17 protein-coding genes and 1 pseudogene are annotated in these 16475 nt (G+C 45.4%); 15 read left to right on the plus strand and 3 right to left on the minus strand.

Features of this window, described 5'->3' with window-relative positions; translation table 11 throughout:
• The first annotated feature begins 270 nt into the window (after positions 1–270).
• The 6 genes and pseudogenes from EZ315_RS14360 to EZ315_RS16750 form a co-directional block, all read left to right on the plus strand.
• Entirely contained in the window at positions 271–723 is a 453-nt protein-coding gene (locus EZ315_RS14360; RefSeq protein ID WP_135472693.1) for a hypothetical protein, read from the plus strand.
• A gap of 519 nt (positions 724–1242) precedes the next feature.
• Positions 1243–2007 carry a type IV toxin-antitoxin system AbiEi family antitoxin gene (locus EZ315_RS14365; protein ID WP_135472694.1) on the plus strand — a complete coding sequence of 255 codons (765 nt, stop codon included), beginning with the start codon at positions 1243–1245 and terminating at the stop codon, positions 2005–2007.
• Positions 2000–2908, plus strand: a complete 909-nt coding sequence (locus EZ315_RS14370; protein ID WP_135472695.1) for a nucleotidyl transferase AbiEii/AbiGii toxin family protein — start codon at positions 2000–2002, stop codon at positions 2906–2908. The genes EZ315_RS14365 and EZ315_RS14370 overlap by 8 nt, the downstream gene beginning before the upstream one ends.
• 118 nt (positions 2909–3026) lie before the next feature.
• Positions 3027–3218, plus strand: coding sequence for an LbetaH domain-containing protein (locus EZ315_RS14375; protein WP_135472696.1), 192 nt, complete (start codon positions 3027–3029; stop codon positions 3216–3218).
• On the plus strand, positions 3218–3604 hold the full coding sequence (gloA2, locus tag EZ315_RS14380) for an SMU1112c/YaeR family gloxylase I-like metalloprotein (protein WP_135472697.1): 387 nt from the start codon (positions 3218–3220) through the stop codon (positions 3602–3604). Before EZ315_RS14375 ends, gloA2 begins: the two co-directional genes overlap by 1 nt.
• Before the next feature lie 126 nt (positions 3605–3730).
• Positions 3731–4003, plus strand: a pseudogene (locus EZ315_RS16750) (AAA family ATPase); the annotation flags it as partial.
• Between the two features lie 37 nt (positions 4004–4040).
• Here the strand turns inward: EZ315_RS16750 and EZ315_RS14390 are convergent.
• Positions 4041–4814, minus strand: coding sequence for an IS5 family transposase (locus EZ315_RS14390; protein WP_135471221.1), 774 nt, complete (start codon positions 4812–4814; stop codon positions 4041–4043).
• A 118-nt stretch (positions 4815–4932) separates the two neighbouring features.
• Here EZ315_RS14390 and EZ315_RS14395 point away from each other — a divergent pair, with 118 nt between their 5' ends.
• The 9 genes from EZ315_RS14395 (at position 4933) to EZ315_RS14435 (ending at position 14403) form a co-directional block, all read left to right on the plus strand.
• On the plus strand, positions 4933–5709 hold the full coding sequence (locus EZ315_RS14395; protein ID WP_135472698.1) for an AAA family ATPase: 777 nt from the start codon (positions 4933–4935) through the stop codon (positions 5707–5709).
• Between the two features lie 220 nt (positions 5710–5929).
• Entirely contained in the window at positions 5930–7243 is a 1314-nt protein-coding gene (locus EZ315_RS14400) for an ATP-binding protein (protein ID WP_135472699.1), read from the plus strand.
• Positions 7244–7285: 42 nt separating this feature from the next.
• Positions 7286–8083 (plus strand): HD domain-containing protein, encoded by a 798-nt coding sequence (locus EZ315_RS14405; RefSeq protein ID WP_394347033.1) that lies wholly within the window; start codon positions 7286–7288, stop codon positions 8081–8083.
• 723 nt (positions 8084–8806) lie between these two features.
• Complete coding sequence (locus EZ315_RS14410; RefSeq protein ID WP_135472700.1) at positions 8807–9700, plus strand: helix-turn-helix domain-containing protein; 894 nt, start codon at positions 8807–8809, stop codon at positions 9698–9700.
• 69 nt (positions 9701–9769) lie between these two features.
• Positions 9770–10876, plus strand: a complete 1107-nt coding sequence (locus EZ315_RS14415; RefSeq protein ID WP_135472701.1) for a tyrosine-type recombinase/integrase — start codon at positions 9770–9772, stop codon at positions 10874–10876.
• A gap of 209 nt (positions 10877–11085) precedes the next feature.
• Positions 11086–11397 (plus strand): helix-turn-helix domain-containing protein, encoded by a 312-nt coding sequence (locus EZ315_RS14420; protein ID WP_135472702.1) that lies wholly within the window; start codon positions 11086–11088, stop codon positions 11395–11397.
• 234 nt (positions 11398–11631) lie between these two features.
• Positions 11632–12576 (plus strand): DUF1848 domain-containing protein, encoded by a 945-nt coding sequence (locus EZ315_RS14425; RefSeq protein ID WP_135472703.1) that lies wholly within the window; start codon positions 11632–11634, stop codon positions 12574–12576.
• Complete coding sequence (locus EZ315_RS14430) at positions 12573–13352, plus strand: hypothetical protein (RefSeq protein ID WP_135472704.1); 780 nt, start codon at positions 12573–12575, stop codon at positions 13350–13352. Before EZ315_RS14425 ends, EZ315_RS14430 begins: the two co-directional genes overlap by 4 nt.
• A gap of 160 nt (positions 13353–13512) precedes the next feature.
• Positions 13513–14403 carry a hypothetical protein gene (locus EZ315_RS14435; RefSeq protein ID WP_135472705.1) on the plus strand — a complete coding sequence of 297 codons (891 nt, stop codon included), beginning with the start codon at positions 13513–13515 and terminating at the stop codon, positions 14401–14403.
• A gap of 70 nt (positions 14404–14473) precedes the next feature.
• On the opposite strand, the gene istB is transcribed toward EZ315_RS14435, so the two are convergent.
• Both istB and istA read right to left on the minus strand, forming a co-directional pair.
• Positions 14474–15259: an IS21-like element helper ATPase IstB gene (gene istB / locus EZ315_RS14440; protein ID WP_135472706.1), complete on the minus strand. Its 786-nt coding sequence runs from the start codon at positions 15257–15259 to the stop codon at positions 14474–14476.
• On the minus strand, positions 15243–16451 hold the full coding sequence (istA, locus tag EZ315_RS14445; RefSeq protein WP_262709760.1) for an IS21 family transposase: 1209 nt from the start codon (positions 16449–16451) through the stop codon (positions 15243–15245). The genes istB and istA overlap by 17 nt, the downstream gene beginning before the upstream one ends.
• Between the last annotated feature and the right edge of the window lie 24 nt (positions 16452–16475).

Genomic DNA, 16475 nt, shown 5'->3' on the forward strand with positions numbered 1-16475 from the left:
ACACGCTCCTTTGTGTCCTTGATTTCAAGTTGTGTGCCACACTCGGGGCAGAAACATCTGGAGATTTTTCAGCCAAAAGGCAAAAGAATAGCCCTGCTCCGCACGTTTATAAATCCGAGCAAGCAAGGCTTCCTGAGTTGATATTACCGCATAATCTGGAGCTAAGACTCCGTGACGGTGAAAACGAATGACAGCATATTCTTTGCTTTGGCAAAGCGCTAAAGCGATTAGGCACTGAAAACTCACTGAAAATGACTAACTTTGCAAAATATGAAAAAGATTACTAAACTGAAAATATGCAACTGGAGCCTACTCCCTCTTACCGTTGCGATCCTCATATCAGGAATACAACTTGAAGCCACACACAGTATTGGCTTAACATCTGTATGGATTCACATCTTAATAGGTGTGCTGTTTATTGGTATGGCTACATATCATGTGTACCTGCATTTTGGTAAAAGCAACTGGTTCTCGAAATTCAGTAAACAAAAGAGTAAGGTAACACGCATCCTATGGTGGGTGGCACTCGTCACCCTTATATCTGGAATAGCGGCTATGATTCATTGGGTAACAACATTCACTCATGCAACTATAGGTGGTGTGCATGGCAAACTTGGATTCCTGATGATAATCCTTTCAATCGGACATATCACCAAGCGAATAAAATTCTTTAAGAGTAAGAAGAAAATGGCACTGCCCAGTCCCGGAAAGGCGAGTCTGTGATATGCCGGCAACGCAGGAAGGCGGCACATCACTGTCTCTGCTCGTGGACTGCTCTTAAGCGGTAAGTGAGGGAGCGGTCGTAAAAGTCCTTACAAGCAATGGCGACAAGAACACGGATGAACGGCAGATAGTCTCAGAGGTAAAAGCAGCGTTCCCGATGCTTGCCTCGGAGGCGTTGCCGTTCATCGGTGTTCCGCCGGTGCCATAGGTGGGAGGCGGTCAATGGGTGTCAGTGGCTCGTCCACCGTCACCTTTTGACGGCATCCCGCCGCCAACCTTGAAGACCGCTCCCTCTCTTACCGCTTTCGTAGCGCAGCGGGGAAAGAACACCGCTTCCTCTCTTGCCGCGTAAACAATGTCAGAACCTCGAATAAAGTTATTGTAAAAATTGATAGTTGAGTTTTATTGCCGATAATATACCATCAGTATATCTATTTGATGAGCATACAACGATTCATTTTGTATAAATCAGATTTTTTGATTAACTTTGCGGTTGATATTCAATAAAGATAATCAACCATGAGTATAGCAATAACCTCAAAACTTAACCAACTCCTTTCCAAGAGTCTTCCCGGAGGGCTTCTGTTTGCGGGTTGGCTGAGAAAGGAAGGATATTCTTCACAACTGTTGAAAAAATATCGGGATTCCGGTTGGCTTGAAGCACTTGGGAGAGGAGTTATGTATCGACGCAATGATAATCTTTCTGCACTGACATCCGTTCACTGTTATAATTATCAGACCGATAGCAATGCCCGTATTGCAGCTCATTCAGCTCTCGAACTACTGGGTTTCAGCCATTATATACCTATGGGGAAGCCTCGGCTGATGGTCGCATTTGAATCAGGAAACGTGGAAGATTGGATAAGAAGCGACAAGTATGATATGACGATAGTGCCTTTTCATACCGGAATCTTCAAAAATCCATTGACACAATCCTATAAGAGAGATCGCTATGACATTAAAATATCGTCTCCGGAACAGGCATTTTTGGAATGTCTGCACCTTGTCCCGAGCCAATATAACTATATGGACTTATATTATATTATGGAGCAGTTGACTTCTTTGAATCCGGAAAAGGTTCAAACCGCACTGGAAAATACTTCGAGCCAGCGTGTCAAGAGAATGTTCCTGTATATGGCGGAAAAAGCCGGACACTATTGGTTTGATATGCTTGACCCGGACAAATTAGGGCTGACAACCTCCAAACTTAAACTCGCAGACAACGGAGTCTATATCTCTAAATATCGTATTACGGTTCCTAAAGAATTAAATGATTATGAATGACACTTACCGCAGACAAGTGGCTCTTCTGATAAGGGTAATGCCTCTTGTATTCAAGATTAAGGATTTCGCAGTACACGGAGGAACCGCGATAAACCTGTTCCATCGGAATCTGCCGAGATATTCCGTTGACATAGACGTGACGTACATACCTTTGGAAGACCGCGAGACGAGTCTTAAAAACATAAATTCGCATCTTTCAATTCTGAAAGCCGCAATAGAGAAAGCTGTTCCGGGAATTCGTGTAACCCATAAGCCTGATGTGTGGAAGTTGCAGTGTGTGAAGGACGGAACTACAATCAAGATTGAGGTAAACGGAACAAAGAGAGGAATCTTAGGCGATATAGAGAAGCTACAACTATGCGAGAAGGCCAAGGAGGAATTCGGGCTGACTTGTTTTGCCAATATCGTGTCATGGAGCCAGTTGTTCGGTGGTAAGATTGCGGCTGCTTTGAGCCGTCAGCATCCACGTGACCTTTTCGACTGCCGACGAATAAGCCCGGATGATTTCAATGCTGTGAAGAGTGGCTTTATGCTTTGTCTGCTCGGGAGTGATAAGCCGATTATCGAATCCCTGCAACCAAACATGATAGACCAGCGGGATGCTCTCGACAATCAGTTTGAAGGAATGACCGATGAGCCGTTCAATTATGACGATTATCAGAATTCGAGGACAAACCTCATTGAAGTAGTCAACAATGGATTTACTGATGAGGACAAAGATTTCCTGATTTCATTTGAGGAAGGCAATCCCGATTGGACCAAGTGCTGTGCCGGAGATCTGAGCGAATATCCGTCAGTCAAGTGGAAACTCATGAATATCGGAAATCTCAAAACCAAGAATCCGACAAAGCATAAAGAGGGAATCGAAAGACTTACCGAATACTTCAGGAATAAAGTCTGAATTCACACTATACAATTAAATGACTTTCAAATATGATAGAAGAATATATCTCCTGCACCAACAACATATCCGCTTGGTGAGAAACTTCCTTGGGAAGCGATTGTCGCAAACCATTTCAATGAAAGAGAGAACAAAACCATCTATGTACGGCCATAACGGAGAAAGGATATGTACGGAGATGCACAAATTCGGTTCCCTGATAGGCGACAACTGCCGCATAGGAGCCAATGCCGTACTTTCGCCGGGAACACTGCTGAAACCCGGAACAATAGTAAAACGTCTGGAACTTATAGAACAAGACCCACTGTAATGAAACTCAACAAAGTGCATCATATAGCCATCATCTGCTCCAATTATCGTAAGAGCCTTGACTTTTATGTAAACATTCTCGGACTGAACATAATTGCCGAGAATTATCGTGCGGAGCGCGATTCCTATAAAACAGACCTTGCGCTCGGCGATAATTATATCATCGAATTATTCTCATTTCCAAATCCACCCCAAAGACCTACTCGACCGGAAGCGACGGGGTTACGTCATCTTGCTTTTGAAACAGATGATATTGATGCTTCCGTTGCAGAGCTTGACCACAAAGAAATAAAACATGAGGATATTCGCATTGACAGATACACGTCTAAAAAATTTGTATTCTTTCAAGACCCCGACGGTCTGCCCATAGAGCTATACGAAAAATAAAAACGCTTTCGCGGTGATTGTTCCTATCCGGTTGCCCAATATCGAATCGGACTTTTGCAACTGCGGTTACAGTAACAACTGTTGCAATAATTCGCAACTGAGATATGAATCACGAAAAGACAAATAATGATTCTTAGAGCCACTTTTGAAAACATATACTCTTTCAAGGAAGAGACCTCAATCAGTTTCGTTGCCGGAAAGGGAACGGTTCACCCTGCTCATGTAAGCAGAGCGCAGAAACGTGACGATATATCGGCATTGAAAATCGGTGTGATATACGGTGCAAATGCCTCAGGCAAGAGCAATGTAATCAAAGCAATTGCCTTGCTCCAGCAGATTGCAACAGGCAGATTTCCTGCCGGAGATTTCGAGCCGTTCAAACTTGTAAAACCGATAAACCCTGTCTCGAAGATTGAAATTGAGTTTAAGAAACTGTTTAAATTTGATTCAATAAAATTTTTATGGCAGCCAAATCAATCATTTCTTCAGCGACCTCGGTTGATTCTTCATAATTGCGTGAAAGGCGACGGAACCAGTCAAGCCATGAGAAAGTTCTCTCGACCACCCATCTGAGAGGTTTCGGTATGAATCCCTTAGTCCCGTTTGGAGTATTGGAAACCTCAAGGCTGATTGCAAAATCTTTTTCAATATCTTTAGCAATCTCCCCTCGGTAACCCCGGTCAACAAGAACCTTTTCAAGCCGTTCCCACTCTCTGTCTGCTGCATTACACAATGGGTGAGCCTGATGGGAATCATGAACCGATGCACTGCATACTGTCCGGGCAAGAATAAAGCCATTGCGGTCAACCACTATGTTACGTTTGATGCCCTTGACTTTCTTGTTTGCGTCAAATCCATTGTCACTCTTACGGTTGCCCCATTTAACGCTTTGTGCGTCCAATGCTCCTACAGAGGGACTTTCTGATTGATTTCGTTTCTTCCTCACCTTTCGTACAAGTTTGTTGAGCAAATGTTCGATTCTACCTTCTTTGGACCACTTTCGGAAGTAATAGTACACCAGTTGCCACTTGGGATAATCGTGCGGAAGCATCCTCCACTGACATCCTGTGACCAGTAGGTATAATACCGCTTCGAATAGGCTCCGTAGTGAATTTTTACGTTTGCGACAATCATTTTCGAAGAATACTTTGTTTATATAAGACCATTGACCCTCGGTCAAAAGTGTCTGATAGAGATTGATTCTATGCATGTGAACAATGTTTTTCTCCTTCAACACTTTGGCTGAGGGTTTGTTATGCCCTATAACATTTTTTCAATTCTAATTTTAAACAGTTTCTAAGACCGGCGGGCGATATTTTGCTTATGGCATGGAGTTCTCTATAAACGGTATCAAGGAGGAATGGCTCTATGAGATCAACAGTCGCAGCGACAAACTGATATTCACACGAAAATCCAATCAGGATGGAAACGTGTTTGAGTTCGCCGACATTCATGGCGATTCATCAGTAGCCCAGTTCGTGAAATTCCTTGGTGAAGGCACCCCTGCAAAAAAGAGTTTCCTTTCGGAATACATCGAGCGTAATGGAAAGGGAATGTGCGCGATAAAGACTGCCTATTCCTGGTTTGCCTCCGGGCTGCGCATAATATTCCCCGGCACACGGTTCCGTGGCATATCGTTCAATGCCGAGCAGGATGAGAATTTCCATGAAGCCACACGTCGCCTTCTCCAGTATTTCAACACTGGAATAATAGATATTCGGCGTTTCCCTGTCCGGTCAAAAGAGGAGACCAACCTACCCGACCGTCTGCTCGACAAAATCATTAGCAGCTCAACTCCGGGACGTACGGCTTTGGTGGCGGCTCCTGAAAGTAACGAGTGCTTCTTCTTTGATTTCAAAGAGGACGGCACATACACCATATACAAGCAGAAGGCGGTACATCGTAATGATGCTGACGACGAGGTAGTTTTTGAAATGGACGAGGAATCCGACGGTTCAATCAGGCTTCTTGATTTCATCCCCATGCTTATCGACTTGGGACAAAGTGAAGTGGACTATATGATTGATGAGCTTGACCGCAGTACGCACCCCCTGTTGTCGCAAAAACTTATAGAGTGCTATCTCCACGAACTTTCGCTCCGATGAGGTCTGGTTTGTAGAGAAAGACAAGGACGGGGCATCCCGCCTTGTGTCTCTTGCAGAGTATAAGCCCAGCGAGAATGTGCAGAAAGGATATTTGCAGGGGAGATATAGTGCCATACCGTTCTTCGCCCCGATCGAAACCCTAAATAAGAAATCTGTTGCTCAATCAAAATAAAATCATTATTTTTGCAACAGCGGTTACAGTAACAGCCGTTACTATAATATGAAATTCTACGACAGAGAGATAGAAACTGAAACATTGAGGCGTATAGAGACGACATCAAAGGAACACGCCCAGATGACCGTAATAACCGGACGAAGACGTATCGGAAAGACAACGCTTATAAAACACGCCTACGAAGGCAAAGAGATGATATATTTCTTTGTGGCGCGTAAGAGCGAGGCGTTGTTGTGTCAGGAACTCTCCGATACGATGCGTGATGTGCTTGGCGAGGATTTGGGCGACTTTTCAAGTATGGCCCGATTGTTCGCGTCTATCATGCAGATTGCCAAGCGTCGGCATTTCACACTCGTTTTTGACGAGTTTCAGAATTTCAAATATGTCAACGAGGCATTTTTCAGCGAGATGCAGAATATCTGGGACAGCAACAAGAATGATGCACGGATAAATCTCGTGATATGTGGTTCGCTTTATTCAATGATGACCAAGATATTCGATGATAAAAAGGAACCACTTTATGGCAGGGCAACCTCACGCATCCGTCTTCGTGAATTTCCACTTTCAACACTTCGTGAGATAATGCGGGACAATAATCCCGATTACACTCCCGATGACCTGCTTGCAATGTATATGATTACGGGCGGAGTTGCAAAATATGTGGAACAGCTCCATATGCAGAAGGCATTCACAAAAGAGAAGATAATAGAATCCGTACTGTCATTCGGCTCCTACTTCATTGACGAGGGAAAGGAGCTGCTCTCCGATGAGTTCGGCAAAGACTATGGTAATTACTTTTCCATTCTGTCTGCAATCGCCGGAGGCTTCAATGAACGCGGAGAAATCAAATCCTATACCGGCGTGGAAGCGGGAGGCTATCTCGACAAGCTGGAGAATACCTACGATCTTGTGTATCGTTACCGACCTTATCTCGCAAGTGAGAACAGTCGCAATGTAAAATACGGTATCAAGGACAACTTCCTCAATTTCTGGTTCAGATTCATATATAAATACCGGAGTGCAGTGGAGATTGGAAATCTTGCCTATGTAAAGGAAAAGGTGCTTGCCGACTATTCGACCTTCTCGGGCTGGATTCTTGAACGCTATTTCAGGCAGATGTACCGTGAGACAGGTCTCTATAATATTGTGACAAACTATTGGGAGAAAGACGGCAGCAATGAGATTGACCTTATCGCTGTCAACGAGGCTGACCGTGAGATTGTAATCGGTGAAGTCAAGCGTAATCCACGACGTATCGACCTGCATGGTTTGGAACAAAAATCGCAGAATATCGTGTCAAAGCGCAAAGGCTGGCACATCGAATATGCTGCCCTGTCTCTTGAAGACATGGGACACTGATAGCAGCAGTATCTAAATCTCAAAACCGAAACAACAGAGTACATGGGACATTATTGCTGGAAGTGCGGTCAATATCTCGCCAATGAGAAATTTTCGGGCAAAGGTCACGCTCGACATATCTGCAAGATGTGTATGGCGGAGGAACGTGCCCACCGCCGTCAGATACTGAAAGAAAAGCGGGAGCGTGGCGAAATTCCCGAACTGAAATTGAAGCCGGTGTCGCAGGAGGTCATAGACTATGTTGAGAATGAGATAATCCCCCGCTATGCCGCCTTCGACAAGGCACATCAGGAGAGCCATGTCCTCATGGTCATTGAACAGAGCATAAAACTCGCCGAACATACACCGGCTATGAATTCCGATATGGTCTATATCATAGCGGCGTTTCATGACCACGGTCTTATCAATGGCAGGGAAAATCATCACAAGGACTCCTGCACGATACTCGAAGCGGACGAGTTTGTGAAGTCGCACTTCACCCGCAAGCAGATTGTGACTATGGGTCGTGCCGTTGAAGACCACCGTGCATCGAATCAGAAGAAGCCCCGCAACGGTTACGGAATGATTGTTGCCGAAGCCGACCGCTTCATCGAGGCAGACACGATAATCCGAAGAACCATTCAATACGGTCTTGCAAATTATCCCCAACTCAACCGAGCCGGACACTATCAACGGACAATCGAACACCTCAACGAGAAGTACGGACCGAAGGGTTATCTGAAAGTATGGGTACCGTGGAGCGACAACGCAAAGAACCTGAAAAAGCTCCATGTCCTGCTCACCGACAAGAAGAGACTTGAAGAGATTTTCAACCGCATTTTCGATGAAGAAAACGAGTAGATACAGGCCTCCCCGGAGGTCTGTCTTCATACCCGGTTTCACTATCCGATACACTTGCCCGACCCGGTCGAATCATTCAGTCTCCGACATCCTCAGCCGCATCTTCTTCACTTTCTGATGCAGGAAAGTAACAGACATACTCCAATATCCGCTAAACTACTAATATTCAAGCCATCATAGCCATTGCAGCCCAATGATTGAGACTTCTGTCAGGCTTACTTTTTGCGGTACAAATTCGGTGGCTGAAAAATTTACAGTTACTTAAAATTATGTTCTCGTATTTTAACACTCTATGTCGTGGAAAATCATTAACTTTGCACTTGTGCAAAATGTACGAAAGAGAGGTCTGTTTCCTTAGATGAAGTCAGCTGGGAAACCCCAAATCATCAAAAATCAGAAGTGAGACCGACCCTTGTATAATAAAAGCTAAAGTAGCACGCTATCAATACTATAAGGATAGTGCATCGGCAAGTAATCAGTTGATTATCAATGCTTTATATTGACAGTAATTGACTATTACTGAACGATAGAACTTAAATCTTACAAGAACGCCTAATGCTGATAACTGTCAGTATTAGGCGTTTTTATGCACAATTTTGTACGGATTTTGTACGACAGCGACTCATTTCACCACAAGCGTCAGCAAGGTGGTGGAGAAAGTTGACAATAGTTGTCAATGGTTTACGAACATTTACAAACAACGGAGAAATCTCCACAAATGAAATGAGTAGCAACATTAGAATTGAGAAAATTTGCGAGTGGTGTGGCAAACAATTCACCGCTCAGACTACCGTCACTCGCTTCTGCTCGAAGCGATGTGCGGAGCACTCCTATAAGGAGCGAATGAGACAGCAGAAGATTCAACTGGCAAACTCAACTGTGCCAGCAACGACATCTGCTATTAAGGAGAAAGATTATCTGACAGTCGCGGAAACAGCGAAAGTGTTGGACATGACTCGACAGGGTATTTATAAACTGATTTATCGTGGCGATCTTGTTGCAGCCAAACTTAGTTCTCGCCTGACACTTATCAAACGTGAGAGTATAGACAAAATGCTTGATGGTTCTCCATATACAAAAAGAGAAACCAATGAAAAGAAAACTATAAATGAGTTCTATACCCGTGCAGAAATACGAGAGAAGTTCGGAGTGAAGGATTCGTGGATATACAAGGTTGTTGCCGAGAACAATGTGCCGAAGACAATTCTTCGTGGCAAGGCTTATTTCAGCAAGAACCATATCGACCGGCTTTTCTCGGCGAGAAAGGAGAATCCTGAAATTACGGAGTGGTATTCGGTGGAGGATATTCAGTCACAGTATGGCATGACTCTCTCTGCGATTTATTCGCTGGTGTCGAAAATCGGGATACCGAAGCGCAAAGAGGGTTCAAAGGTCTACTATTCCAAATATCACTTTGATGTCGCTAAAGGTGCCAAGTCAGCCGAGGATATCGAGTTTATTTCGGTGGCAGATGCTATGGAGAAATACTCGCTTACACGAGACCAACTGTATCACTACGTCAAAACATACAAGATAATCAAGCTCCGCTGTGGCAAGCATGTCAAACTGAATGCCAAAGAGTTAGCCGAGTTATTCAACCCCAAGATTGAGTTATAATCCGGTGATTTTTATCACCGGGCAACCACCTCTTTCCCTTACTCATTATAAATCTAAAAATCAAGAAATATGGAATCAGCAACAATCACCAAAGTGACCCTCCGAAAAGAAAAACTCCGCAGCGGTAAACTGTCGCTCTACCTCGACTACTACCCACCAATCTGGAATCCGCACATCAAAAAGATGTCGCGCCGGGAGTTTCTCGGTCTTTATCTCATCGGTAATCCCAAAGACAAGTTCGAGCTTGACTACAACGAGGAGATTATGCTCAAAGCCCGTGGCATCCGTGCCACCCGTGAACTGGCAATCATCAATGAGGAGTTCGGGTTCCTCGACCGCACCAAGAAACAGGCGGACTTCGTTGAATACTTCAAGTGCAAGACCAAAGAGAAATATCAGAAATGGGAAATCGTCTACAAGCACTTCAAGGACTTCTGCAATGGCAGATGTCTGATGAAGGACGTGACCATCGGCTTGTGCAACGACTTCCGCACATACATTCTTAAAATCCGTGTGAAGCAAACTGGCAACATAATCTCTCGCAATTCCGCTGCCGGATACTGGTCCACCTTCCGAGCATTGTTAAAACTGGCATACAAGGAAGGCTGGCTCCGAGAAAATGTCAATGACTATCTCGAACGCATCGACTGGGAAGAACCGAAAATCAACTATCTCGAAATCGAGGAGGTTAAAAAACTTGTTGCCACCCCATGCAAAGTTGAGGTACTGAAAAGAGCTTCTCTCTTTGCCTGTATGACCGGACTACGCATCAGCGACATACTCCAACTTCGTTGGGAGAACATCGAACTATCACCCGATGGCGGTTATTGTATGCGTATCCGCACACAGAAGACCAAGACTCAGGCTACATTGCCATTGAGCGATGAAGCCCTGTCTTATTGCGGCGAACGAGGTCGAGGTATGGTATTCAAAGGACTGAGCCGCGCCCATACCCGTGAGGCGTTCAAGAAATGGCTCAAAGATGCCGGTATCAAGAAGAAAATCACCTTTCACGGACTCCGCCACACATACGCCACACTCCTGATTACCAACGGCACTGACATCTACACTGTCAGCAAAATGCTTACGCATAAAAACGTGGCCACGACTCAGATCTACGCCGAAGTCGTGAACCAAAAGAAGCGCGATGCCGCTAATTCCATCTCGCTGAAATAACTTCCAAGTGAAACATCCCAAATATTAAAAGCGAATCACCCCAAAAACACCAAATAAATCACCCCAAAAACACCGATTTGTTTGGAATCATCATAATCTGTGATGCCATCAACTCAATCTCTCTGAAATAAATACATGAATAATTTTGCCAAAGTAAACTTTTTAGTTAACTTTGCGGTTACATAATAAGATATGGCAAATTAAAGAAAATGAATAAAGCAAAAAATGAAGCCATCATGAACGCGCGTACATTCGACGAGCTTCTTGATGCAGAATACGGCAAGTTCGGGACACCGGAGCGTGAACAATTTGATGCCGACGCAACTGCCTTTTGTCTGGCTGAGACGCTTAAAGCAGAACGTCTTAAAGCGGGGCTGACACAAGAACAGCTTGCAGAGCGTATCGGCACAAAGAAAACCTACATATCCCGTCTGGAAAACGGAAAAGCCGATGTTCAGCTCAATACCCTCTTCCGAATCTTCGAGGGCCTCGGACGACGTGTGTCCTTGACAATTTTGTGAATAATCCCAATGCACGAGCCGAAAGAACAATCATATTTAATTATGGATACTCTTGTAAAAACTTGCCGATATCAGCAAGTTTTTACCGTGTTAGACTCAACTTTGATAAAAGTTTTGCCGATAAACAGACTCTATTCGGTTTATATATGGCTTTTTTGCCACAATTATAATGTATAACATTTATTAGCATTAGTGCGCCTTATTATTGCCCATGTTTGATATTAAATTTGCACCATGAAAAACGAAAAGCAAAAACTTACATTAGATGACGGCAATATTGTCGATGCTCAGACTCCGCTGATTGTTTCAGCAAGTCGAGCCACCGATATTCCAGCGTTCTACAGTAACTGGTTTTTCAATCGTCTCGGCAAAGGGCATGTAAGATGGCGTAACCCCTACAATGGCAAGGATTCATACGTTTCTTTTGACAATACCAAATTTATCGTATTCTGGTCGAAGAATCCTGCGCCGCTATTTCCGTTCCTGCCAATCTTGAAACAAAAAGGGATTGGTTGTTACGTCCAATATACACTTAATGACTACGAGGCCGAGGGATTAGAGCCGAGTGTTCCACCTTTGCACGGGCGAATTGAAACATTCAAACGTCTGGTTGATGAATTGGGCTTAGGTTCAGTCGTTTGGCGATTCGACCCGTTGATTCTGACAGACAGAATTTCGGCAGAGGATTTATTGCATAAAATCAGCAATATAGCAGGCGAATTACGCGGATGTGTCGAGAAACTGGTGTTTAGTTTTGCTGATATATCCTCGTATCGCAAAGTCGGTCGGAATCTTTCCGATGCAGGGATAAACTATCATGAGTGGTCGGAGGACGAAATGGTTGAATTTTCACGCAGACTGGCAGATATGAAGCTCGGTCTCGAACTTGCTACCTGCGCTGAAAAAGTAGATCTGTCAGAATTTGGAATCAGTCACAACCGCTGCATAGACCCGGAGCTGATATGCCGATTATCGCCGGAATTAGAACCTTTGATACGCAATTCTAAAACAGACAAAGGCCAACGCTCACTCTGCGGTTGTATCACATCAAAGGATATTGGGACTTACAATACCTGCCCGCACGGATGCGCATACTGCTACGCTAACACGTCCCCGGTTTCCGCCCGTCAGAATTACCTTCGGCATCAGCAGAACCCAGACAACGACTCAATTATATGAAACAGACATCAGCATTTCATTTTATCCCACAATTCAATGCCTCTCGATTATCGTTTGACGATGTTGTGGAGTCTGTGAAACAACATATCAACTCACTTTCAGAGAATAAACAAAAGAAGCTGAAAGATGAGTTGGAAAACGGCCTCGCCAACCTCACGACTAAAGAGCAGCTTGATATGTATATATCATCTTACGGAGAAATACATAGACAAAAGCTTCAGATAGCGTATGACCGCATCCCACATAAGGTATGGTCAGAAGGAAGTATCTCTGTCGTTGACTATGGTTGTGGCCAATGTATTGCAGAAATGGTGTTGTCTGACTTTCTTAAGAACCATTATATTGACAACGATAAAATATCCGATTTCACTGTAATCGAACCAAGTAAAGCTTCACTGACGCTAGGATTACAATATTTGGAGCAGTTCTATGAAAACTCTAAAATAACAGCATATAATGTCTCTGCCGGACAATTGACAGAAGACGATATACGTCCGCAATCTGATACGGTAATCCATCTATTCTCGAATGTTTTAGACATCATTGAGTTTGAACGTCACAACATTGCCAGTATTTTAAATTCAGACATGAGTCACAATCATATTTTAGTATGTGTCAGTCCTTTTTATCAAGAGAATGGACGAGGCGCACTCATGGATGAGTTTGGCAATATGTTACGTGGCATGAGATGTGAATATAAATTAGAGAAACACACTGATGATTGGAAAAACCCATTCAGTTGCCAGGTACGCATATTTGTGAGTGTTTATTATTAATTTCGTCTGAACAAAACAGTGGGTTAAATTGTCTATAAAGGCGTAAAATTTAATTCACTGTTTTTATATGAAAAATACGCCCCAGCGCATGAGGAGCTTCGCTCCCCCTACCCGGGACAAAATTTTTATCTGGAGTGCCGTCATTTCCGGATGTTGCATCATGGCTTTACTTGGTCGCCACGCAGCCATTCACCGTTTTGGCACTGATCAATTTACCGGCAATGTACTCTTTGCCGTTTTCTTTGTCCTCTCAATCGGTCTTTATTGCGGTTTGCAATCGGTAATCGAAGATGTGTTCAACCGCCTTTCGGCTCTTTTTTGCCACCGTGAAGTCATGGCTATTGCCGAAACTCCGACCGGTGAAAAGGTATCAGTAACCACGACAGATGTATCGGAAATACAGGAGCAATGCTCTGAGCCAATTCCAGGAACTGCTTGTGTAGCAGAGAACAAAGGAGAATCGAAAGTCGCCATTCCTATGAATGAAAACCGACCGTTTGAGGTATTGGAAATTGTAGGCGATATGCGTCATATACGTTTCCCTGATGGAGAAGAGGCTTATGGAGGCATGGAATTATCTGACGATGAGATTATGATTGAGAAATCATATAATGATTCGAGAGACTATGATGCTGAACTTGAGGAAGCATACAACGTATATCTTGACTCTATGACAGATGAAGAGCGTTATGACCATAAGCATGGAGTTACCCGCATTCAAAAGAAGCGAGAATATGACGAAGATGTAGGTTTTTTCTCATCGGTATCCCTGCAGGATGTTCACAAGAATCCGGATGGGTCCACTTTGATAGAGGAAATAGAGCAAGAGGTTTACGTTACTCCCGATGGTTCGGTGTATTATCTCGAGGACATGGGTCCAATTTGTGATTTCTATGAGAAACACAAAGACAATATCGAATCGCATGAGGAGATAATGACACGGAAGCAGCGATGTGATGAGGCGTTTAACGAACTAAAACGTCACGAAGAACTATATAATCTTGAACAAGTGGAAAACCCAGGCGCGGATGACCCCTGCGGCCAAGGTTGATTTGACCCCCGAAAATAATTTGTTTTTGACCCCTGAAGAGTTTGGCCGACGGGGTCAGTTTTATTTTGGTTTATCTGCCTTTGAAGGCTTTGAGTTTACGGACGCTTTCACCGGTTAGCGTGATACGGTGAGCAGTGTGTACGATGCGGTCGAGGATGGCGTCTGCCACGGTGGTGTCACCGATGGCGTCGTACCAGTCCAGTTCGGGTAGTTGGGAGGTGACGATGATTGATTTGCGTCCGTGCCTGTCTTCGATGATTTCGGTCAGATGAGCGCGCTCCCTGGCATCGAGGGGAACCAGAAAGAGGTCGTCGAGGATGAGGAGTTGCGTTTTTTCGAGTTTCTTCAGCTCCGTCTCGATTGTCCCTTTGTTTTTGGCTATTTTCAGAGTTCCCATCAGTTTGGAGGCGTTTGCGTACAGGACACGCATGCCGGCCTTGCAGGTCTCGTATCCCAGTGCGGTGGCCAGATAGCTCTTGCTCGTACCGGCACATCCGGTAATGAACAGGTTGTCTCCTTTGCGGACAAAATCCAGAGAGGCAAGACGTTCCATCTGGTTGCGATCCAGGCCACGCGGCAGCGTGTAGTCGATCTGTGCCACCGATGCGTCGTTGTATCTGAAGTTCGCGCCTTTTACCAGGCGCTCGATGTTGCGGGCCACCCGGTAGTCCCATTCCCTGGAGAGAAGCCAGTTCAGGAAGCTGTCAGGTGTCATTGTCTCTGCAAAAGTGGATTGGAGGCTTTCGGTGAACGCGGCGGCCATCCCGTGAAGGCGCATGCGGTGCATCAGATCGAGAGATATGGAGTTGCGGTCTTTCTCCGGAGTTACAGGGGAGGTTTTATCGTTTGTTTCCATTTTTTGAGTTGTCGTTTTGAGTTGATTGTCTTATGCTGGCGGCAAAGTATTCTTTGCCCCGTATGTTACGGTGGGCCGGTCTCCGGGGTTCCCGGTCATCGGCCTCGGCCCCCGGCAGATAATCCGCGTCTGCCCCGGACTCGAGTATGTCCACCATGTCGCTGATGCTGCAGCGGCGTGCTTCCATGGCCGCGGCACACCCGGACACAAGACGTTCCTGCCCGTACTTCTTCTCCAGGTTCATGATGCCACGGCAGGCCCGGAAAGCAAGCTCGGGATAACGCTTGTCCTCGATGACAGCGCGAAGATAGTGCACCACGATGTTGTCGATTACTGCGGCACGGGAAAGAATCTCCTGTAGGTCGCTCTCGCAGCTCCCCTTGCGTCCGGGCAGATTGTGGGAAGGCTTCGTGGTGTATTCATACAGGGTGTCGTTGCGGTGATGCGTGGCCACATGGGTGAAGCCATGGAAGATCTCGATTGTATCGGTGTCGTATACCATCTCCACGCGTTTGCCCACATACCGGGTCGGCACACTGTAGTGATGCCTGTTCAGCGTCACGTAACTGTTGCGCTGTACTGTGGCCACCACCCGCTGTCTCATCTGATAGCGGTCTGCCGGCAAAGGTCTCAGAGTGTCCCTCTCGACAGAATCGAAAAGCTTACGGAGGGATTCCTTGCGCCGGGTCAGATTGCGTGCATTGAACTTCTCCAGTGACTTGAGGATGGCTTCGTTGAGCGACTCCAGGTCATGGGACACCGACCCTTCGAGATCGACATACACGGACATGTACATCAGCTTGACAGCATTTTCCACAAGAGCCTTGTCCCTGGGGTGCCGTACCCGGGCCGGAACTACGGCGCACCCGTAATGCTCGGCAAAGGCTTCGAAGTCAGGATTGATCACAGGCTCGTTACGGTCGCTGCGCGTGACCGCCGACTTCAGGTTGTCTGGCACAATAGCGCACGGGGAGCCCCCGTAGAAACGGATGGCATTCTCGCACGCCTTGATCAGATCCTCTTTTTTCTGTGACCACACTGCCTCGCAGTATGTGTAGTGGCTGCACGGAAGTATCGCCACGAACACCTCGACCTTTCGTACTTCGGCGGTTGTCTCGTCGACTATCTCCAGTCTGTCTCCGGCGAAATCTATGTACATCCGGTCTCCGGCACAGTGCCCGACATGGCCGATGGCATTCGTCTATAACATAAACTG

The organism is Duncaniella freteri (assembly GCF_004766125.1).
Lineage (GTDB): Bacteria > Bacteroidota > Bacteroidia > Bacteroidales > Muribaculaceae > Duncaniella > Duncaniella freteri.